Source organism: Barnesiella propionica, from assembly GCF_025567045.1.
In the GTDB taxonomy this organism is placed as follows: Bacteria; Bacteroidota; Bacteroidia; order Bacteroidales; family Barnesiellaceae; genus Barnesiella_B; species Barnesiella_B propionica.
Genome location: NZ_JAOQJK010000002.1, coordinates 12,115 through 35,864 on the forward strand (window position 1 = coordinate 12,115; position 23,750 = coordinate 35,864).

A 23,750-nucleotide genomic window follows, 5' to 3' on the forward strand; every position below is an offset into this window, starting at 1 on the left:
TGTAAAGTTAGTACCAGGCAACCATAACCTTGTTTTATTTGTTACTTTCCGTAGCTTCGAGTTTTTCGACCAATTCTTTTTTTAAATTTCGCAACACTTCCGCCAATTCTTTTTTCTTATGAGGATCCTCTGTTGTTCTTAATTTTTTTATCAGGTAATTGATATCAGGCTTATAAGCCTCAAAGATGCTGTAACGTTTAAACTCATGGGTATTCAGAAGACGGTCGTAACGTTCGGCATTTCTCCATACGTCGTTGTCCATTTCATTCTCATAGCCTTTCACCTGCTTTTTAGTAATACTATATTCATTTCCATAATATTTGTATGCAGCGTCTATCTGGCTGCTCTGGGCATAATCATTATCTGTGCTGGATACCATTTTGCTTATAAAAGGATAATTCCTGATGTCTTGATATTCTTCATTTCCAAGCAAGGCTCCGCCCATTTTCCAGCTCTTTTCGGCAAATGTCGCAATACCACCCAAATAACTTACGAAGATGTGCTCTATGGCACTCGGATTAAATGCATAGCCGAAAGAGCGGTCGATCCAGCCTTTAGAATAATCCGTTCCCCCTGTGGCGTTGTTCATCCATCGGCTTGCATCGACAAGCCACTGTAAAGTGCCTCTGCTTACTTTCCGGTATTCAGGATCTAAATTGTCGTCATATGGGGTATGGCCCGTTATAGGTCTTCCCATAAAATCTTTATTCCATAAGTAGGACTCAAAGATGGGCTGTGCCATGGAAGGAGTGATACCTTTCGCAAAACCTTTCCAAATAGATTCGTTATTTTGTACGATTCCGTTTGCATCCACTATGTCCAAAGGCATAAGCTGGCTTAACTGGCTGATGATAGCGGCAAATGTATTTTCATATTTGTCATGTCCTGTTAAAGAACCGTAAGCGATTTCTCCAAGTCCGTACATAGCCCTGATTTCAGGGGGTAATGCGATTTTTCCGAACTTATTATTACCTATTGGAAAAACAAAGTTATTTCTTCGGGTCCAGGCACTAAGGTTATAATAATCCTCGTCATCACCGCCCATGGCTGAAATGATGAGACGTGTAACAATAGGCATCAGTACCCCTATCCCTATAACACCCCCGAGAATAGGAAGCATATGTTTCGGATATTTTCTGGTTAAGTCGATATATTGCATCAATCCCTGTATGGCAGGATTCAAAAACATAAACCAGCTCTTTGCGATTTGATTGCCCATCGCTCCGCTCCCTTTTCGGTTGAAGTTCACACTAGTCTCTTTGGCGTCCGTGATACTCTCAAGAACACTTCTTCCCATTTCCCGGCTCGTAACATAGGCTGCAAAACGGCAGGAATTTTCTATACCCCTGTTGGCAAATTCCAGCGCAGTACCTACAGCACTCATCGCACTTTCGGCATTTCCCCGGATGGAATATTTACGCAACGCTTTTTTGATTTTTTTCTCGTAGTCGTCGATAGTCCAGAGTTGGCTGTATCCCGTTTCACCTCCATTTTTTATGAACTCTGCAAAGTACCTGTCACGTTTGTTGTTCATATCTAAAGCACCGTCTTTATATCTGCGGTAAAGAGCATAGATGCTGTTATGCTGGACCGCCCGGTCGCCCCGGACATCAACCAGGCTAAGGTTATCTTTTAGGTTTTGGTTGAATTTTCTGAAATACTTAAGCCCGTATTTAGCAAAACCCACCACATTGGAAGATATAATATCACGTTGCAAGTTTGAAATCAGAAACTCTGGACTCAGTGAGGTTACATTTTTAGCTCTGAAACGGTTAACCTTATTGATAAAACTATTCAACATATTTAATTTAGCCGCATCAGGATTAAGAATGCCGTTGATGGCCTGAGCAGCTCTCGGACTTCCGTTTACCCATACCTGATACTCCATGCCGTTACGCATCACCCTGACACAATGTTCGTTGGCCTGCCACTTTTCAGAACGCCTGTTAATCTCAAGACCTCGGCTGCGCTTTATAACTTCACCGGATTTTTCTTTCTCTTTCATTTCCCTGTCGAAACGTTCCACCTCCTCACGCTGTTCCTTTGCCGTCATGTTATTCGTGATATTTGGCTTACACAATTCGTCCGTTGTTGCGTCATACCAGGTATGCGTAACGCTCAGTAACGGGTCGTCCGCATTCAGGGCAAGGTTAAGCAACTTTTGTTTTACCAGGTTTTTGTTGCCTTGGACGATAGCAGAATGACCCATCGACATAATAGTAGCAAAAAGATTATCCGCCTGGCTGGTTCGTCCACTTGCCTTCTTATCGGCTTTTTGAAAGGGATTTATTTCTCTGGTTACATACTCGTATACATCATCAGCAGTTTCCTCCTTAAAGCCACGTAACGGAACATAATACTCGAACATCGAACGTATCTCGTTATATTGCTGCTTGCTGATATTGCCGCATAAATAAGATTTTTGTAACGAAAAGTTTGTCAGCTTGCCGATCGCATTCCACAGCGCATCAGTTTTGTCTTTTGGAACCGTTTGTTCAAATTTATACACATATTCCTGTGCCCGTGTTTCAAGCTCTGCATTGCTCATTTCCGTCTCTTCAGGATCAAATATGGCCGTCAGCCCGCTGTAATCACGTTCCCGGTTCCTTTTATAATCGTCAAGTTCCTTCTGCTCCGCATTTTGTTTGGCGGCATCATATTTCACTGGATCTATTTCACCTTTGGACAACATTCGATCCAACTCGTATATCTTTACATCCTTTATCCGTTTGGCATCTCTCAATGCAAATTTTTTATTGCGTTCCAGTCCGTGCTTGCAGTTCAGATAACACTCGGCATCCTCTTGCTCTATCCCTTTCCCCTCTATTTCGTAATCACCTTTGATGATATCCGTCAGAGCATCAGACAACGGTTCGACATAATTTTCTTGCATTTCATTAATCTCCCGCATATCCACGCTGCTCTTATGCATAGCATGCAGATATACGTTTTCAAAATCAGCCGTTTTTCTGCCGGTCGATTGCTCAAAACTCTCCTGTAAAGCTTTCACACTACGCAGATGATCATGCCACGCTTCATCAAACCGGTGTACGAACGATAGGGTAGTAGCCTTTTCATAAAGATTTTGAGCCTCGCTTCCGGGATTGTTGCCTTCGCTCCTGAATAGTAAATCACTATCATTCAAATTATTTTCATCACCTATAGTTGGATTTTCAAAGTTTTCAACTATCTTTATGGCAGAAGAAAGGTCCTGAGTGTCTGTTTCCTGCTGAACCGGTTGTGATGCTGAGGAGATCAACTTAAGACTTTCAAGCTCTTGTCGTTCTTGGGCGCTCGCAATTGGAGCGAGAGTGCCGAGATAAGCAAGGGCTTTCTTTTTGTCTACGGTCAATAGTTTACCTTCATTAATCCACCTAACAACAGAGTTGCCATATTTGCCATAGACAGAGGTCACAAGATTAAAGTCTACTGCACCCTCTTTGTCGGCCTCTATGGTTACAAGAGTTTTGTTGCCATTTATTTCTATTTCGGTCAAGATGGCGAAACTTTTAACTCTGCTCCCTTTTAAAACAGCTATAGGATTATTAACCGCAATCGGTAGATTCCGTACCTGCTTTACATCGAATTTATGCTTTTTAGCCTTTTTCATAAGTTTATTGCCAAAAAGACGCATAATTTTTGATGGTAATCCCGCACTCAGCAGTATGTCAGACGGCATTCCCAAGTCAAGTATGATTGAATCTGCAGTTTCATCGGTAAGTCCCTCAAGCTGCTTGTTGAAACGTTCATTGGCATAAGTCTCCTCAGGCTCTGCCACAAGTGCAACATCACGTGTCGATATTGGAGTATAGTTACCAACTTTTAACTCGTATTGCATTGCGACATCGGTAGCTTCTCCGAACAGGCTGCTGTCCTTGCCCTCTTTCAAATTCTCATAACTGCGCCATAGAATATAGCGGAGTTCATTGTCAGTCAGAGTAATCCCTCTGAAATCCGAAAAGCCCAATTTGTCGAGCATTTCGGAGAAGAGTTGTTTGATTCTCTGCCACCAACCGCTCTTTTTCGCCTCCTCGAAATTCGTACGCTCGGCAAGTCCTGCAAGGTATTCCTCGGTAGCCTTACGGAAATCCCAACCGTTTTTTACCGCCATATCAACCATACGTCTGCGTACTGTCTCATCAGCATGATTGAATACATTATCGAGGAAGTTGTCAAAGTGAGTGCCGAACATCTTGCGTAGTCCGTAGTGGGCGACAGCTTCGTGCAACAAAGTCTGCTCCACATCGGCAAGGCTCGTATGGTTAGGAATGACAATCGTAATCTTTCCGGTATTCTTGGTGTAGAAACCTCGTGCCTTTTGGGTTCTACCTTTCAGTCCGCTCACATTCGTAAGCGCTTCTATATTGTCAAGATGCAACATTTCAGCTAACTCTTTCACACGCTCTGCCATTTGTTTGCGAAGCATGCGAGGACTTATCGGCCTATCATGCGTTTTGGCAAAACGCAAGTTTTCATCTTCGATGCTTGGATTCTCAAAATTTTCCACTATTTTTGTAACGGAATCCAAATCCAAGTAGTCCACGTCAGCGAGAATCGTTCGCTGTTGGTTTATTAGGTTTTGGATTCTTTCTTTATCCACATACAGCAACTTTTCTTGGGTTATCCAATTCAACCATTCGGCATTATCTTTAGGAAACACGTTCCTGATACTGTTTATTTCCAAAGTCTTTCCTCCAATAGTCGGGTTCAATGACAGACCCACAACAAAATTTTTGTCGTTACTTGATAACTCAACAATAATATTTTGTCCTTTCGATTTGTCACCATAGGCAAATACTGCTATTGGGCTTTGAAGAGCAACTACCAAATCCTTGATTTCTTCAAGTCCGTAGTTGTGGCCGAACTTGGTAGCCTTGTCTGTCAGCCTTGTCGAATTGAGCTGTATCGGGAGATTCGGCACACCGGTACCTAATAACACATTACCGGGATTACCTAACCGATAGATATGTCCTTTGGGTAACGTGCCGTCAATTTGCTGCTGTAATTCTTCATTAAACTGCGCATTAATTAAGGATAATCCGCCGTCACGATACAGCATTCTGTTTCCATCCTTACCCTCACATTCCTGTACGGTATCAAAGAAGCCCTGCAAGTAAACACCAAGCTGTTGCACCTCTTCGGGTGCAGCATCCCTATAATTACCCAACGCCTCCGGTCGCTTCTTGAACTCTTCAAACGTCTCGGCAAACTTCTCACCGCGAATCTCTGCAAAGCCCTGCGCCAAAGTATAACAGGACTTTTTCCACTCCTCGGCCAGCATCGGGTTATAAGCATCACAAAGGAAATTGTTACGCTTGCCCTCTTCGGCAAGTTTCATACCCACCCAGGCGTCAAACAGACGTGCGCTCATTTCGACAGGGTCACGCCAATACTTGCCATTGCTCAACTGACGCTTACCGAAATCACTCTCCTCAATGGCATCTATAACCCCGGCATAAGCATTCCCCATCTCTTCGCGCACAACACCATTCCTCATAACCATCCTGCGCTGCTCCATATTCGTCATCATACCCAAAGGCATACCACCCATACGTGCAAAATAACTATCCAAGGCATGCCACCATTCGTGCGCCAGCGAACCTGCACCCCTTGTCTTGGTAAGGTTAATCACCACATTATCCCTCTCATAATGCGCGTTAGCATTTCCCGTTCCACGCGCACCAAAAGCAATACCAAGTTCACCATTCAGTGAAATCGCCTTAGGCGAAATACCAGTCACTTCCGCCAAGTCCATGAGCGCATCATACGCACTATTCAGCGCCGCCTGCCTGTCAGCATCATTCGTCCAGTTGCCAAACTGCACACCACGGAAAAAAAATGTCTTTCCAAACTCCTCTGGCGTAACATCACTGCCACCGCGATAATCAGCACCCTTGCGCGTCTCATCCTTCAGATAAACCTTGTTAAGCCTCATTGTGGTATCCTTTTTCCTTAAAATCTGTGCATCGACAGTTTCGCGGTTACCCTTCATCCACTCCTTGGCCTCCCTTACAGAGCCAAAGAATGGCGATACCTGCAACCATCCCCCCGTCATACTTTTCGCTGGACTGATACTGTAGGCATACCCCTTTAGCGGATAGTGGTAAAGCGTATAAGGCGATCTCTTCTCTTCATTCCCGTCATCGTTCTTCGCGTTCTTTTCGGTATAGACTTCCATCAATCTCTCGCTCCACTCATCCGAATGCTCCTCAATAGACCTCCGCGCCTCTTCGTTACTCTCAAAGCTCTCGCCGACAATCACTCTTTTTCCGTTCTCTTTGTCATATCTGCTCTCACTTGCAAAATACTTCTCCCCATCAATATCAAAGAAGACCACCGTCCATCTATCGGGTCTCATCTCCTCAATCTCGTGCACAACAGTCGAAACACCCTTATTTTGCTGCTCGGATATAAAAGCCTCAGCCTCAGCCTTCGATTTGAAAGTACGGTTTTTTATCGTCGTGCCTCTGCCATAAGTCACATGATACTGCCCCGTACCAATACTCTTTCTTGTAAGTACCATCGGACTAATCATCTCAACAGGAATATAAGCATCCCTGTCACCACGATGCAACTTGTTTACAGCCACAATACACTCAATCATTTCATCTACGTTCGTAAACGACGGTAAGCGATGTACTGCCGCCCCCGTATTATCATACGCCGTGTAATGTGTAGCTGCAGAATCATGTCCGATAGTATATAGTGGATAATCCACCTTATCTCCCGCCTTATATCCCATCTTCATTAGGATCTGCATTGTCACATACAACGGGTGCGGAGTAAGACATTTTCCCCAAGAGGTAAAATGCTCTTTCGGGAACATGTCCTTGTTCAACTCCTTCATCTTCTCCACCGCCCTTTGCTCCTCCTCGGCCATGGGAAACGACAACGTATCGGCGCTCTCAATCAACCCATTGCGGACAGTCTCGTCGCCTTCGACAAACTCCTTGAACAAATTAAGTTTTTCTGCTGTGTTTTCTGCCCATACCTTAATCTCCTCACCTCGTCTTGCCCGACGATATGTGCCACTTTTCAGCACCGTAGGTTTCTTCATGGAGACAACCCGCTGCGCTACCGCCTCAAGAAAGACAGCCTCCTCTTCGGTTATAGCCTTGTCATCAACCATCTTCCTAAGGTTAGGTTTCTTCCATACCTTGCCAAGCGGCTGAGTAATCAACGTTTCCACTGTAATATTACCAATACCCTTGGCAATCTCTTTCATTGCATCCTTCCTGGCGCCAGCAATCACCTCTCCGTAGTCCTTAATCTTTTGGCCGCTTCTCTTCTCTCTTTGTTTTTGGGTTGTTTGCGGTACCTCCTTGTCCTTTTTTTCGTTCTCCTTTGCAACACGCCCGGCAAACTCAAACAAATCCTCACCCTCTTTCTGCACAGGCATCGCCACCTGCTCTATCTGTTTGGACATAATTAGCATCTGGGTCCCCTTGCGTCGATTCAACCACTCCGTGAACCTTATAGCATCATCAACATTGGAGAAATTAACACCCAGCTCATCTTTGCCATCCCATGCAACCACCCTCCCGTAGTATTCGTTGTACTCATCGGCCAGCTTTTCCGCATCCTCATAAGTCAATCCGTCGGCAAAGTAACGCACGCCCTTGCTATGTTCATCAGCCGTCCTACCCTCAGAGTTATACAGCCAAAGGTCGCTTCTCTCGCCATTCAGAATAATACGGACCAGCGCTTCCGATTCATTATCGTCAAAATTATCCTCGTCAATCTCCACATTATACTTACTCTGAGCAATCAATCCCGAAAAGAGTTCTCGAACAGGGTTGTCGGAATCAGAAATTTCACTATTTGTTTTGCTGACATGATTGGTATGTGTTTTCGGCTTATCTGCCTCCGCGGTCATAGGCTGTGCGTCTGCAGCGGCTTCGTCCGACTGGTCTGCAATCATTTTGCCTGCCTTGTGTGCGTCCTTTTCTGAACGGAACAGCCACTCGGAGTATGTTTCTTTGTCGGAACACCAACCGCGTGTCTTGCGTCCGTCGGTTTTCTCGCGTGCGAAAGTTGCCAACGCCTTGCGCTGTTCATAGGTCGGTGCAGTGTTGAACTTGACTTGATGAACATTGGTGGTCTTGCCTGCCTTATTGGTGTAGGTGGTAGGCGTAATCGTGTACAGTTCAGAACTTTCTTTGCTTTCAGTTTGGTTATCTGCCGACAAAGTATTACCTTTACCGTCAGAAGATATATTGTCGGACGTAGGAATAAGGTCCGGTCCCTCCGATGCTATCGGAGTCTCGGTTAAGCGCCTTTCAGAACTGAGAGACAAATCATTATTGGCAGACGAATTGACACCGAGCAAGGCAACCCCATTGTCGGATTTAGTAAGGTTGTTCGAATCGTTAAGGGAAACCGACTTCTCGACCTGTGCTGTCGGATACAGGCTGTCATCTTTTATCCAAGTTATTTTGCCTTGTTGCAGTAACTTGGATATTCTTTTGCTACTGCGTTCTTGATTTGATATAACAACCTCACGTCCTTCTTTTTTTACAGTCACAGATGTAAAATGATAATAGCGACTACCATCTTCCTTAATGAATGTCTTTACAAAAAGTAGAGAAGTATCACGTTCTGAATTACCAGCCTCTGCAGGACGATAGTCTTCAATAACAACATCGGGATTCTGTAGTGTTGGCTTTATCATGCCAAATTTTCCGTTACGCCCCTGCTGTGCTATTTTGAAGTATTGGTTTTCTCCCATCTTCACAACTCCGACAGGAGTTTCAACAGTGCCGTCCTCTCCGAACTGGGCAATCCAGTTTTCGGGAGTAAGTTCAATCGTGGAAGCAACTTCTGCGTTTGCTTCCATTTGTGCAATCAAATCCGTTGCTTCCTGCTCTGAAAGAGAACGACCAATGCGGTTATCTACCTCTTCTGATACTTCTTGAACTCTCGTTCTACCCTCTGACGATAGGTCAGACCGTTCTCGTCCTTGCTCGCTATCGCTTTCAGTTCGTCCTGTATCGTCAGCCCTCCGGCTTCCACCCTCATCTCGTTCTCCTGCCGCAAGATTTCCTGTGCTTCCTTGTTCCCTTTGTTGGCTTGCTGCACTATCGCCAGCCAATACATTGCTTCGCTGTTGTCCATTATAGTCAATATTTAATGTTTCCTTAATAGCCTGTGCGAGAGTTCTCGGAGTATTGTCCGGCTTCTCAAACAGATTTTCCTCCTGCGTACCTTGGATAAGGTCAAACAGGTGGTTGAATGTCCCTTGAATGAAACTTTGGCTCTCACCCTTGTACATTGTGGCAAGATGCAGGGCAAAGTTACTGAATTTCTCTGCCGGAAGATAGCTCTTCCCGGTAACGTCGTCCATTGCATACTGCCTTTTCCAGTCCTCAACCGCCATTCGTGCCTCTTTCCAATTCTTGGCATTCATAAACGCTTCATCCTGTGACAAGGCCTTGTAGGCTCGGATGGAATTCTGAATTTCCTCCACCATGCGTTCACTGTTAGGGCTGTCGTAATCACGGAAAGCAGTAGAAAGGATGGCACGTTGAGCCTTGGCCGGCATGGCATTGAACATCTCTTCCAATCGGATATTTCCACCTGTGAAGGTGCTTTGGTACATGATTCCTTTCAAGTCGTTCTTGGCTTCGGCTGTCAAACCGCCCTTGCTGTCAAATGCGCTCTTGAGCTGCGTGGAAGTGATAAATCCACGCTGGCTCATCCACTTTAGTACCTCTGCACCGTTGTTATCCACAAGACCGGCAAAAGAAGTTTCATCGTCAGCAGATTTCAGCAACAGGCTCGCAAACGTGCGCATATCCGCACCCATTTTCTGAACCGCATTTTTCGGTTTGATACGCTCCACACCTCCACTTTCCGTGTCTTGTGCCACAAACTGCCCCAGCGTGAGGGCATCAGCATCTTCAACATCGAGCATATTAACGAGGACAGGACGCTCCATCGCTTCCACTTCCTCGGCGTTCAGCCCAAATTCATCGGCATGGTCTTTAATATACTGCTTATAGATAGCCGCCTGTTCTTTCTCGTTCTCCCACATCAAGCGTAGTGCATCACTTCGGTTGTTGCCCTGTATCACCTCGCCGCGAGTGTTCACAGTAGGTGCACCCGTGTAGGCGGTAACAGAGGTTGTAATTTCCTCCGGACGAATATTCCCGGCAATCTTTCGGGCAGACAACACGCTGACCTCATCGTTGCGCTCTTTCGGCTGTGCTTCATCAATGAAGTGAGCAGGATTGCGCATACCTTGAATATGGCTCGGTTGTAACTCTCCTGCATCAATCACGGCGACACGACCGTTTGTAATGGCTTTATCGCTGAATTTAACCTCAACTTCTTTGCCCTGCAAGTGCTGAATAGGCTGCTGACGGTCTATCTTATGTCCTGCAACACGTCGGTAACCTCTTGCTCGTGCGTCCTGAGGAGTATCGTCTGATACATCGGGAACACCGTTGAGGGCTTCACGCTCGATGCGCTCGGCTTCCTCACGTTCAGCACGAAGTTTTTCCTCCTCAGCCTTACGCAAAGTTGCCTGTTCCTCTATGATGCGACGGCGTTCCGCTTCTGCGGCACTCTTTCTACGTTGTACGGTTCCGGCTATCTTCTGCCAAATGGCAAGCGTACTCTTGGCATTGTCAATGGCCGCCTTGCGCTCTTTCTCGGCGGCAATCTTCTCGGCAATGGTAGTGCCACCCTTTGCTTTGGATTTTTCAATCTTCTTCAAAGCGGTTTCCATATCGGCTACCATTCCGTCGGCTACCGTTTTCGCCATAACCTCATCGCCCTCGGTCTGCTCAACAATGGCATCCCAAGCAAGGTCGGGAGTTTCCGCTTGCTCATAGATGGGGTTGCCCTGCTCGTCCTTTGGAATACGTTCCAATACCGATACCTGCGACTGCTCTGTGGGAACGCTTTCGGGCATTTCAACTGCATTTTCAGTCGGATTTTGTACATTTTCACCCGAAGCGGGAAGGCTTTCCGTAATTTCGGGAACAGGTTGCTCTATGGTTTGACCGTTATGTTCCATAAGCATACTGTCAAGTTCATCACGTGTAAATAGGTTCACACGCTTGCCGTTCACGGCATCTTCGGTATAGACCTCATAGCGTCCGTCTGCATCAGAATCGGCTGTGATATTACCACGAATGCCATTGCCGTTCTCATCACGGAGCATTATCAGATCTTTTATAGCATACTGCGGTCGGTTAGCTTCTTTTTCCTGTTCGTCAATGGCCATCTCTTCCAGAGCTTTTTGTTCGTGGTATTTTTTAAGCCGGGCAAGATTTGTATAATCCACCATTTGTTGTAATTCCGCCTTCGGAATAACAACAGCCTCTTTCGCCTCGTCAATAAGTACCCATGCGTTTTGCTCGTCCGCGGAAAATATCTGTGCAGACTTCTGGCCACCATGTTCGTCAGTCAATAAATAAATATCTCCCGGATTGAACGGAACCACACCGTCGATTTTGTCGGCCGCTTCTTGTGAATAGATTTCACGTATCTGTGCCTCTATTGCCCGCATTTCTTGAGACGGATCAATACTTTCATCCACGCTTAATATGGAAGAAGGATCTGAAAATTCTATATTTTGAGTTTCAGCATCACGAATAATAATACTTTCATCCGAATGCTCATTATCTATAGTACCATCTCCGTTCAGCACGATATTACCATTCACTACATAAACCTTACGTTCGTTAATCTTCATGGTAGCAGCATGTATTTGCCCGTCTTGCAAATGCGTATTACCCTTGATTAGAGCATGGCTTGCGCTTATTCTGCTTTCTATATCATCCTGGACGTGTTGTATCATGCCGTCATAAGTGGCACGGGCATTCAGGTAATCTATAGCTTTCTGCACTTGCTTGTCGCTATATCCGCTTTCTTTCAGTCCCAAAACATTATAAATAGAGTTATCTCCGGATAAATATCTGTCTACGCTCTCCTCATTCCAGCCAAACTCTTTGGAAGCTTCTTGCCGTAAGAAGTCCAGATTGATTTTTGAATCTGTCATTTCTTGCGGAGTTTCGAGCAAATAACCATTGTCAAAAGAAATTTCAGCATCAATCTGGACTCTATTCATTTCAGCATCGGTACGACGTTTATTCTCACCTTGCAATATGCCCTTATAGTTCTGTACCGATTTAGCGTAATCCATTGCAGATTGCTTTTGCTCCGGAGTATAGTTAGGATTATTTACTACTTCACAAAGCTTCTTTTGTACATCCGCATCGTTGCCGAATGCAAGCGTGTTCCGGATATCGCCCCAGGTATCTTGATTCCCGAAAACCGTTGCAGCATGGTTGTCCATGGCTGTAATATCCCTTTTTTCACGGTATTTTGGAGGACGGTAACCTATTGTTTTTGCAGATGATAAAAAACCACCCATCAGAGAAACCCCCAGAAATGTATCGATATTCTTAGATACGTTGAAAACTCCGGTATCAGGATCTGTATCTAATGTTTGGTCACCAACAATAAGCGCATTTTCGATATTTCCGGTAACCTCCTCTGCATACTCGCTAAATAAGCCGTTCCATTTTGCATGTTTTTCAAAATCTCCTATAAGCCGTCCGGCATCACTCATCGCTACATCGTCAATGAATTTATTTACACTTTCGAGTCCTAACTTTCCAAGACCTTTTCGGGTATATTTTCCAACCATACCTAATACAGGAGCAAAATAGTCACCTATCATTTCGGAATGATTTTCAATAGTTGTAGCAGCAAAAGCCTTTGAAAAGGCCGTAATAACGTTATCCCCATCCGTATGACCTGCAAATACACTTTTCCCCTCCTCATTAGTATCAAATTGCACCTGACCACCCATTCTGTCAAGAGCATCCGCAGCCGTCCTTATCGAGCCCGTTGTTGCAGTCATACCAGCAGAGCCGGCAATATCTCCGGCAATCCGGGTTGCGATCTTTGCAGAAGCATATTTCTTGGCGTTTCGATTTATAGCTTGTTTGCCATATCTTTTTATGGCATATCGTGCAAGTTTCGATGTTGCCGCCGTACCTGTCGTTGATAGCGGGTTGATACACATTTCCACCATAAACGGAATACTCTCTGCTGTCACGCTCCCTGCCTGGTAACCTCTGCCTACGTATGATCCGAAATAAGCTTGAGTCGCCATTTCCACCGCTTTTGCATCCAGTAACATTTGTTGGGACCGGGAAAGCTCTCTCCCTTTATCAAAATCATCCAGAGCTTGTAGCAACGTAACGTTATCAGATAAATCCGACATTCCTAAATCCCAGGTACGCACATCAAATAATTTCTGTCCGAAACCACGAGTTGCCCCTCCTGCAAAAGAACTTTCGAGCCATTTCCCTAAAGTTCCCCTTTGTGCATTGTGGTCGGCTTCATCAATAATTCGTTGTGCATCCGTCATGCTGTTACGGGCGGCTTGAAGATTTCTATATTCCTCATCGGCCAGACGTCCGTTATTAGTAGATGCATTGAACGTATGCACCGCTCCACCACTTCCGCGGGGCAAATCTCCCCAGGAAGCTTTTCTGGATTCCACATCGAGTTCTTTACCCCTGCGGTTAAGTTCCGCATCAATCTCTTTTGATAAATTTGCAACCTGCTCCCGGTTTTGAGCCGGAACGTTCGTGAGTTGCCGTGATGTAGTTGCGAATTGTTTGGCCTCTTGCACATTTACATCTTCCGGATCATAAGTCTTTCCCGTTAGTACATCACGATATACAGGAGGAGCAGTAACACCACCGTTTTCAGGGTCGAAGTTCGGAATAAGCTTAGGAGAAGTAACCCTGTTGCCTTTTTCGTCTATGGAAATGTCCTTTTCAAGAATAGGCATTTTATAAAATGACGGCATATTTTCACTCGATCCTGGGGGAATAACGTTCGTGAGTTGCGTATTTATTGGTTGCGTGTAAATATCCTGGACCTCCGAAAGATCCTGTTTTTTAGATGGGAGAGGTTTTCTGGCCTTACTGTATTCTATGGTGAAAGGATGAAGGCCGTTATCCATCATGGGTCGCACACGGTTAATTGGAACGTCATAGTCCGCTTTGTCATTATCTCTCATTCTGACAGTCGCATCAGGATATGCATTTGCATAGCTGTCCCAACCGTATTTGTCAATATTTGCTTGGCTTACTTCGTGCGTTTTACCATTAACAGTAAATTGATATTTGCGGTTATTTGCCATATTTAATTGAGTGGAGGAATAGTAGTTAGTTTTTGTTCTGTTCTCGGTGTTGCCCCTTTTGGCTGTATTCTATATGACTCTTTTTCATTTATCTGTGTTGCTTTATCTTCTACCTCTGCCGCCAATTGATTAAGAGGCTTTCGGTGTGGTGTTGAAGTCTGTTCTCTGCCGTATTTCCCTGTTGTTTTGACAACAGTATAGAGAGGAATACCATATTCTTTGGCATAGCCTTGTATAGCACGTTCATAATCTTGATTCGTATCGTAAGTATGAATTTTCGAACCGATTCTCAATGTCGGCTTTTTACCACCCGAACCACCACCATTGTTGTAATAGTTTGCTCTTGCCTGTGAAGCACTGGAAGATGCTTTGTTCTTGCCAATCTTGCTCATCTCGTAATCCTCTGCATACTTGGCGGCAATACGTTCCTGCTCTGCTTTGTACTTAGCAGAGGTAATTTGATGCTGCTTCAACCTCTCGTTGAGATTTTCCATCTCCTTATTGCGTTTTTCATTTATGTTATACCGCTCATCCTCAATGCCCTCACGCTCTAATTTGTGCCGCCAGTTGCGCTCATCCTTTTTATTAGATTCATCCATAGCTACCGCCCGGAGATACTCCTCCATATATTGGCGTTGGTTATGCTCACGCTCTTTATTCAGCTTATCCCAGCGCTCACGAGACTTTGCCGAAAGACTGTTTTTGGGATCATAAGTATTAGGAGCATATTGAGTGGTGAAATAAAGATTCGAAAGTGCAGAAATACCATCGCCGATGGCTGAGAAAATAGCCTCTCTCTTTTTCTTTTTCTTTTCCTTTTCAAGTTCCTCCGGAGTCGGTGAATGGTAAGGATGCATCCGCTGAAAAATCTCGGCATAACTCAGTCTTTCGGGAACTTGTGATAAGTTTTGTGCGGGCTGTTTCAAGGTAGGAATAGGAGGTGGAGAAATGGCTTCGGTTGCTGTTCTGTTATTATTTGTGAGCAGGTCTCTCTGTTGTTGTGGTTCAGGAGTTGCCACCCGGTCTGCGTTGAGTTGCATATTTGTCTTTCCGGAACCTATCCCGCTATTGTTCAGTATATCATCCTTTGTTGCCATAATTGTAGTCTCTTATAAAATACTTGCAATGTTAACCCCTTTATCAGCAACACCCTGAATAGCTTGTTTTATATTTTGTGCTTTATTTATTTGTAAATCATTAAGTTGCTGGTTGATATTTGCTTTATTGGACTGATATTGGTTTTCTATAGCATCTTTTCGCCATTCAGCATTTGCGGCAATTTGGCTTGTTGCGTCAGCAAGAACCCCGTTATTTTTTGCTTTTGCAGCAGCCACACTTTCCTCCGTACCTCCCATTACCGCTTGCGTACCTGCAGCCTGTTTATTCCTGTTCTTGATACTCTCTTCAGTCAAGGTCAATATACGTTGAGCATCGGCACGTTGTGTCGCATCCTCGTTGTATCGACGATCATACCAATTTTGATTTTCCTTTAACTGTGTGTTAAGGTTGTTTTTTATCTGCTTCATCGCTTTAGATGCACTTATACCGCCGAAAATATCTCCGACAACTCCTAATCCTGCACCTATTGCTTCTCCCAAAATACTCATACTTCTAATGATTTAATTAAAACTTAAAATTTGAGAGCTAAATTAACGAGCTATATTCGCACAATAATTTTAAGTATTAACTAATATGGCAATCGGAAGGAAAACAGGAGGAAGAAAGGCCGGAACGCCCAATAAAGTTACATCCGACGTACGGCAAGTAATAGCAAAAATGGTGAGCGGATATTACACGAGTAAACAGTGGAAAGAAGATATGAAAGCACTGGATCCGAAAGACCGTGTAAGCGCATACGAAAAATATACAAATTATGTAATGCCTAAAATTCAAAGTGTCGCCCTTGATTTCGGAGACTCCGAAAAGAAAAAGACAATAGAAGACACACTTTCGGAATTAGCAAAAGAAAATGATTAAATTATGTAGGCCGTCTAAAAATTTCTGTTTTAGACGGCTTTTTTTTATGTTATTCAATTGAAATGTTAATGAATCCTTAACTATACAATAACTACAGTTGAACGGAGTTATTGCATACAATAATGTTGTTTAAGAGGAGTTATTGTATACATAAACTATTTTTAACGCGAAAAAAAAGGGTTATTGCATACATAATGTATACAATAACCCCTCACGAACAGGGTTATTGTATACATTAATCCCTAAAGTAGATAAAATATATCTACATCTACCGCGCGCGTACGCGCGTGAGAGAAAAGAATTTGAGAATATTTTTTAAGAAGAAAAAAGAGAAAAGAAAAAGTTGCGCGAAAAAGAAAAGAGAAAAGTCCGGCTATGAAAAATTCCAGAGTCGGGCGAATGAGTTTCCACCCTTAAAACTTGGGTGGCCTTGGTCAGCCAATGCAATACCCAGGATTCAAGGATGTCGGTATGGTTGTTTCTTGGTTTTTATCTGACTTCGACCCCGAAGAAGCACCGCAGGAAATACCAGATTTATAAAAGATTTTCGTTAGTTGACAAAAATTATTATCTTTGTAGAGAAGGAATGTATATCAGTTGCAGGTAAACCTTACTATTTGAGGCTAAATTTACAGAATTTGTAGCGTTTTTGTTGCGCTTGTAATTGAGTATGAGATGTAATTATTTATTATTCAAATAGATATAATTGCTGTTTAAAATTTCACGAGCGAGTTTTAAGTTGAATTAAAAATAGAAAAGAAAGAGGTCCTTAGTTTATACTATATGACCTTTTTCTTTTTTCCTGTGTTGCGTGTATTAAGAATAAAAAGAGATGCGAGCGTTGCGCGTACCATGAGCTTTTTATATCTTTGTAACCATATAAACGACGGTAATGAATTTGCTTGATGATTTTTTAACCGCTATATCTGCAACCGAAGTCACGGCCCCTTCCGCAGTCTTCAAACTTTTTATCAGCCTTATTCTCGGCGGGATTGTCGGAATGGAGAGAAAACGAAAAGGCCAGGTCGCCGGGATACGCACTTTTGCGCTCATTTCTATGGGAGCTACGTTGGCGATGCTCGTTTCTATATATATACCCCAGGCTTATTTAGGAATGAAGAACGGTGATCCCGGAAGGATAGCTGCGCAGGTAGTAACAGGCGTGGGATTTTTAGGAGCCGGAGCTATTATTCAAACGCGCGGTTCCATACGCGGATTAACTACGGCGGCCGGAATCTGGATGGTTGCGGCTATCGGTATGAGCATAGGGGTAGGTATGTATTTAGTTTCTGTAGTGGCCACATTTTTTATTTTATTTATTCTGGTCAGTATGGAACATTATGAGCACAGGAATAATTTCGAATGGAGAGGTAAGATTATACGGATGAATGTACCGGGTATACTGGAGAGCCTGACGGAATATAAACAGGTTCTGAAACAATCCCGTATAACAGTTTACGACATACTTCTGACTTATGATTACGAGAAAAGCGAGACCATTGTGGATTTCATTATACTGGCAAAAGGCTCGACCGATTATGTTTCATTATTCAGGTCGATGAGTGCCGTGAACAAGATTAATAACATAGCATTAAGAAACGATATTAACTAAAAGGATTTATGGCTCATTTAGACGCTCTTATTTCGGATCTTGCGTTAATTCTTATTTTGGCAGGGATTATAACCCTGCTTTTTAAAAAACTTAAACAACCGGTCGTCTTAGGGTATATCGTCGCCGGTTTTCTGGCCAGTCCCCATTTTACGTTCCTGCCTACTGTAACCGATGTCGCCAATATAGATATCTGGGCTGAGATAGGCATCATCGTACTTCTGTTTTCCCTGGGTCTTGAATTTAGTTTCAGGAAATTGCTGAATGTGGGAGGTTCGGCGGTTATAACCGCTTTGGTTATCGTTATCGGGATGATGCTCTCGGGTTACGCTTCGGGTCGTTTGCTTAACTTTTCATATCTCGATAGTGTATTTCTCGGAGGTATGCTTTCCATGTCTTCTACTACCATAATTATAAAAGCCTTTACCGATCTCAATCTCCGGAAAAAGAAATTTACATCATTGGTGTTCGGTATTCTTATTGTAGAAGACCTGTTTGCTGTTGTCATGATGGTGATTCTTTCTTCCATCGCAGTGAAAAATTCTTTGGAAGGAAGTGAATTTATAGGGAGTATCGCCAAACTTGGTTTTTTTCTTATTCTCTGGTTTGTAGTCGGTGTATTTTTATTACCGTCTTTTTTGAAACGTACCCGTAAATACCTCAATAACGAGACGCTCTTGGTCGTTTCTATGGGGTTGTGTCTGGGAATGGTAGTGCTGGCTTCTTATGTGGGATTTTCGTCTGCCTTGGGAGCTTTTGTCATGGGGTCTATATTGGCCGGAACTAATGAAGCCGAACGCATAGAAAAAGTAGTCCAGCCTGTTAAAGATCTTTTCGGAGCCGTTTTTTTTATTTCAGTAGGTATGTTGGTAAGTCCCGAAGCGTTGGCGGAATATGCGATACCCATACTTATTCTGTCGATAGTCGTTATCGTAGGACAGATTTTATTGGGATCCGGAGGATTGTTATTATCCGGACAGCCTTTGAAGATTGCAGTGGAATCAGGTTTTAGCCTTTCCCAGATAGGGGAGTTTGCTTTTATCATAGCCTCTTTAGGAATGTCGCTCGGGGTTATAGATAAATATATTTATCCTATTGTAGTAGCTGTTTCGGTGATTACGACTTTTACAACTCCTTATTTTATTAAAATGGCCGATCCGTTTTATAACTGGTTGGAAAAACATTTGCCCGAGCGTTTTCGCTTCGTCATAGAGCGGTATAGCGAGTCGGCCGGTCAAATGGAAGAATACTCCAGAAAAAAAGTATGGAAAATGATCATAGGGACTTATATCTGGCGTATCGTACTATTTTCCACGATCATTTTAGCTATTATATTATTGTCCAGACTTTGGTTTATTCCTTTACTGGTGGAGGTGCTTCCCGACTGGGGTATACATATTGCAGTGCTTGTGACCATGGTTATTCTGGCTCCTTTCCTGTGGGCTTTGGCTATGAAGCGGGTACGTCCGTCACTTATGATGCAACAATGGGAAAAGGGAAATCATAGCCAAGTTCCTTTAATGGTCATGATACTTTTACGTTTTGCTTTATCATTTGCATTCGTTATCTATTTTCTTTCTTCGGTATATTCTCAGCGTACCGGTGTATTGCTGGGGCTTTCGGTATTTATTGTGTTGATTATCATTTTCTCTAAAAAGGTACAGCAGCAATTTGGACGTATCGAAAGTCTTTTTATGGCGAATCTTAACGAACGTGAACTGCGTCGTACCGGACGGAATAATAATTTGGTGCGTAATATGCACTTGGCGTATATGGATGTGCAAGCCGATTGCCCTTTTATCGGGCGCCGTTTGAAACATACCAACCTGAGCAGCGAATACGGGGTGAATATCGTATCTATTCAGAGGGGGACACACCGCATTAATATTCCTGACGGTGAGACTCGCATATTTCCCGGAGATACTATCGGAATTATAGGAACCGACGAGCAGATACAGAAATTGCTTGAAGTAATAGAACCCGGAGAAGATACGGCGGAAGAAATAGACGGAAAAGAAGTTATATATACTCATTTTATTGTTTCTGAAGATTCTAAACTGGTAGGGAAAACGAGTGCCGAATCGGGGATAAGAGCCAATAGCGCTTGCCTGCTTATCGGCATTGAGAAGAATGACGGTCGTTTTATCCAGCCTAACGGTAAGGCTGTCATTGACGCAGGAGACATCGTTTGGATCGCCGGAGAAGAAGAAAGGATAGCCGAATTACGAACACAATAATGTAACTAAATTAAACACTATATACATACAACCATGCAGGAAAAAATTATCATTCTTGATTTCGGTTCGCAATATACGCAGCTGATAGCACGCAGGGTACGGGAGCTCAATACCTATTGCGAGATATTGCCTTATAACAAGTTCCCTCACGGTACCGAAGGTATTAAAGGAGTCATACTGTCAGGCAGTCCATATTCGGTAAACGACCCTAATGCATTATATGTAGACCTGTCTGAGATAAGAGGCAGATATCCCGTATTGGGAATTTGTTACGGAGCTCAGTTCCTGGCTCATTCTTCGGGAGGAAAGGTCGAGAGTGTGAATACCCGGGAATATGGACGTGCCCATTTGGCATGGCATGATCCTGAAGATATGTTGTTCAGAGGGGTGAAAGATAACTCTACGGTGTGGATGTCTCACGGAGATTCTATCACGATGATTCCTCAAAATTTTCAGCTCGTAGCAAGTACCCACGAAGTAAAAATGGCCGGATTTCATATTGAAGGAGAAAATACATGGGGAGTACAGTTTCATCCCGAAGTTTATCATAGTGAAGACGGAACGAAGCTTTTGAATAATTTTGTAGAGGATATTTGCGGGTGTGCCCGGGACTGGACACCGGCTTCTTTCATTGAGAATACGGTAGCTTCATTGCGGGAACAGATAGGTAATGATAAAGTTGTCCTGGCACTGTCGGGAGGTGTGGATTCCACCGTAGCCGGTGTTTTGCTGAATAAAGCGATAGGAAGTAACCTGACGTGTATATTTGTAGATAACGGTCTGTTACGTAAGAACGAATTCGAAAGCGTGCTGGAGAATTATGAGAATATGGGCCTGAACGTAATAGGAGTGGATGCGAAGGAACATTTTTATTCGGCTTTAAAAGGAGTGACCGAGCCCGAGAAAAAACGTAAAATCATCGGCAAAGGATTTATAGACATATTCGATCAGGAAGCACATAAGCTTACCGATATAAAATGGCTTGCTCAGGGAACTATATATCCCGATGTGATAGAGTCCTTGTCAATAACAGGGATGACTATCAAATCTCATCATAATGTAGGAGGATTGCCGGAAAAAATGAATTTGAAGATCGTAGAACCTTTACGGCTTTTATTTAAAGACGAAGTGCGCCGGGTTGGACGTGAATTGGGGATAAGCGATAAGCTTATCGGCCGTCACCCTTTCCCGGGTCCGGGTCTGGCCGTACGTATTCTCGGGGATATTACTCCGGAGAAAGTCAGGGTATTGCAGGAGGCCGATCATATATTTATCCAGGGACTTATAGATAATAACTTGTACGATAAGGTTTGGCAGGCGGGTGTTATTCTGTTGCCGGTACAATCGGTAGGAGTGATGGGTGATGAAAGAACTTATGAGAATGCTGTTGCGTTGCGTGCCGTGCTTTCTACGGACGGAATGACCGCCGATTGGGCTCACTTACCGTATGAATTCCTGGGAAAAGTATCGAATGATATCATTAATAAGGTAAAAGGGGTAAACCGGGTCGTTTACGATATCAGCTCTAAGCCGCCTTCGACTATAGAGTGGGAATAAAAAATGTAACGAAAAAAGGTTTCTGTATAACTACAGGAACCTTTTTTATATTTATCTCTGTAAGCTGTCGTTTGATGTGTTGTGGATTCTCGGATATGTCTGAAATATATATAATTAAATTATCTTATATCTAATATCTTATGCGTCTGAAGGCTGAGTCTCCATTCGGGATGGGACAAGATATAGCTTACAGTTTCGGGAATATTTTTACCGGAGCAAGGTTGTAAAAAGCGTACTTTGCAACGGAAATTACTCAGTATGTCGAGATTTTGTTTCCGGTATACGACTTTTAATTCGTCAGCTTCTTGTAATAAAAGGGGAACATTTTTTTCTTTTTGGCAGTCTATTTTCGGAGAACAAGTAATCCAGTCTATATTACCGGGTATGGTATGTGTGCCATTCGTTTCTATATGGACCCTGAACCCCGCTTCGTGCAATTGATCTATAAATTCCTTGTCGATGAAAAGAGATGGTTCTCCTCCGGTAAGGATAACGATGCGGGCCGGGAATCTCGATATTTGTTCGATAATGGCTTCGTTGCTCAGGAGAGTTCCGTTTTTATTATCGGTATCGCAAAATGCACAGGATAGGTTACAGCCGGAGAAACGGACGAATACGGCCGGAGTTCCGGTATGGAATCCCTCTCCCTGTAAACTATAGAAAATTTCATTGATCTTTTTCATACCAGGCAACGTTGCTTTCGCTTTCTTGTATCATGACTTTATAACACTCGGGTATCTGGTCGCATATCCATTTTGCCAGATTTTCTGCGGTTGTGTTCATATCGGGGAAAATATCGTTGAGATTACGATGGTCTAGTTGCGATTGGATTTTTTCTTTTACATGCCCGAAGTCGATAACCATTCCGTCACGGTTCAGTTTTTCTGACCGTGCATGAACTTCGATAATCCAGTTATGACCGTGAAGTTGTTCACATTTACTTTGATAGGATAGTTTTAAACTGTGTGAGGCCGATATTTCGAATTTTTTTATGATATAATACATTTCCCTGTATTTTTAATGGATGCAAAGATAAGAACTTTAATGAGAACCCGAGGGTCGGAATGCTGTTTTTATAGAAGCGGAACATCGGGTAATAAACGGAACTGGAATTTACGATTTTCAAAAACAATTTCTATCAGTTTGAAACGTATAAATCTCGCCAGAGTTGTTTCTGCTTTTATTTTAGAAATACGGGCCAGCTTGCAATATCGGTTTAAAGTTATGTACTCATGTTCCTGCAGATAATGAAGAAGTATCTCTTCTTGTTCGCTATATCGCAATAGAGCCCCCTGGGGACTGCCTGTCTGTTTCCATATTTTGAGATGTACCGGTGACGCCAGGATATTTTCATCGGCAATACGTATGTATGCCCATTGTTTCCCGTTTTCATCTTTTGCACAATAAGGCTTGTGAGTTCCTTCGGGTATGTGGGCTATCAATACAGTGCGTCCTTCTACTGTGAATGTCTGCATGGAAAGGGGAACTTCAGGTTTGCAATATAGGGTAGCGGCAGCTTCTATCATATAAATTTCTTCTTCGGAACGTACACCGGCTATTTTACCGTTGTCTTTTACTCCTATCAGTAATCGTCCTCCCGAGGTATTTGCGAATGCCGACAAAGATTTGGCTATTTTATATACGTCCGATATTTCGAATTTGAAATCTTGTTGCAGATGTTCTCCTTCGGAAATTAGTTGATATATAAAGTCTGAATCTGTTTTCGCTTTCATTTTGAGAACTGAAAATGATTATTTTTTATTTTTGCAATAACGTTGCCAGCCCTGCCTGAGAAAAAGAAAACCGGTAACGATAAGTGCCAGAGATAGTCCGGTATAAAAAACCGATATGAAAGAATTGGGAAGTAATTTGAATTTCCTTATCACTATTCCTAAAGTGATCATAAAAGCCATGATAACCCATCCTTTTGCGTCGAAAAAAGAAAAAGGGCAGTTCTTGTCGTTTTTCCGTTCTATACGTTTTGTGTGCTTATAATATAGTCTGCGAAATACCAATGTAAAGAATAAAAGAAAAATGACAGAAGCCTCGCCAACTTTCGATAACCAGTTGGGAGCATCATAATTCCAGGTAACGATTCCTATCTTTAGAATATTGCTTCCGGCGATGATCCATACGATTCCTGCAATTATTAGTAAAGATGTTCGCCCTGTACCGAATTTTCTGAATTTCATTTTTACGG

Annotated in this window: 11 protein-coding genes; 4 read left to right on the forward strand and 7 right to left on the reverse strand. The window is 43.3% G+C overall.

The window, feature by feature from the left end:
* Positions 1–34: 34 nt before the first annotated feature.
* Genes OCV73_RS02565 through OCV73_RS02575 form a run of 3 tightly spaced genes read right to left on the reverse strand, consistent with a single transcriptional unit; the run spans position 35 to position 15,777 of the window.
* The gene (locus OCV73_RS02565) at positions 35–14,170 is read right to left on the reverse strand and encodes a MuF-C-terminal domain-containing protein (RefSeq protein ID WP_147548756.1); all 14,136 of its coding nucleotides are present in this window, start codon (positions 14,168–14,170) and stop codon (positions 35–37) included.
* A 2-nt stretch (positions 14,171–14,172) separates the two neighbouring features.
* Positions 14,173–15,267, reverse strand: a complete 1,095-nt coding sequence (locus tag OCV73_RS02570) for a hypothetical protein (RefSeq protein WP_147548758.1) — start codon at positions 15,265–15,267, stop codon at positions 14,173–14,175.
* A gap of 12 nt (positions 15,268–15,279) precedes the next feature.
* The gene (locus tag OCV73_RS02575; protein ID WP_147548760.1) at positions 15,280–15,777 is read right to left on the reverse strand and encodes a virion core protein, T7 gp14 family; all 498 of its coding nucleotides are present in this window, start codon (positions 15,775–15,777) and stop codon (positions 15,280–15,282) included.
* Positions 15,778–15,862: 85 nt separating this feature from the next.
* On the opposite strand from OCV73_RS02575, the gene OCV73_RS02580 reads away from it, so the two are divergent.
* The 4 genes from OCV73_RS02580 to guaA all read left to right on the forward strand — a co-directional run bounded on the left by OCV73_RS02580 (position 15,863) and on the right by guaA (position 21,550).
* Positions 15,863–16,147: a hypothetical protein gene (locus OCV73_RS02580; protein WP_147548762.1), complete on the forward strand. Its 285-nt coding sequence runs from the start codon at positions 15,863–15,865 to the stop codon at positions 16,145–16,147.
* Between the two features lie 892 nt (positions 16,148–17,039).
* Positions 17,040–17,759, forward strand: coding sequence for an MgtC/SapB family protein (locus OCV73_RS02585; protein WP_147548764.1), 720 nt, complete (start codon positions 17,040–17,042; stop codon positions 17,757–17,759).
* An 8-nt stretch (positions 17,760–17,767) separates the two neighbouring features.
* Entirely contained in the window at positions 17,768–19,993 is a 2,226-nt protein-coding gene (locus tag OCV73_RS02590; protein ID WP_147548766.1) for a cation:proton antiporter, read from the forward strand.
* A 33-nt stretch (positions 19,994–20,026) separates the two neighbouring features.
* A complete protein-coding gene (gene guaA / locus OCV73_RS02595) occupies positions 20,027–21,550 on the forward strand; it encodes a glutamine-hydrolyzing GMP synthase (protein WP_147548768.1) in 1,524 nt (507 codons plus the stop codon).
* Between the two features lie 119 nt (positions 21,551–21,669).
* Here guaA and OCV73_RS02600 read toward each other — a convergent pair whose 3' ends face one another.
* From OCV73_RS02600 to OCV73_RS02615, 4 genes are all read right to left on the reverse strand, one after another.
* Entirely contained in the window at positions 21,670–22,233 is a 564-nt protein-coding gene (locus OCV73_RS02600; protein ID WP_147548770.1) for a 7-carboxy-7-deazaguanine synthase QueE, read from the reverse strand.
* Positions 22,217–22,555: a 6-carboxytetrahydropterin synthase QueD gene (queD, locus tag OCV73_RS02605; protein WP_147548772.1), complete on the reverse strand. Its 339-nt coding sequence runs from the start codon at positions 22,553–22,555 to the stop codon at positions 22,217–22,219. Before queD ends, OCV73_RS02600 begins: the two co-directional genes overlap by 17 nt.
* Positions 22,556–22,623: 68 nt before the next feature.
* A complete protein-coding gene (locus OCV73_RS02610) occupies positions 22,624–23,283 on the reverse strand; it encodes an AlbA family DNA-binding domain-containing protein (protein WP_147548774.1) in 660 nt (219 codons plus the stop codon).
* A gap of 18 nt (positions 23,284–23,301) precedes the next feature.
* Positions 23,302–23,742, reverse strand: coding sequence for a hypothetical protein (locus tag OCV73_RS02615; protein ID WP_147548776.1), 441 nt, complete (start codon positions 23,740–23,742; stop codon positions 23,302–23,304).
* Between the last annotated feature and the right edge of the window lie 8 nt (positions 23,743–23,750).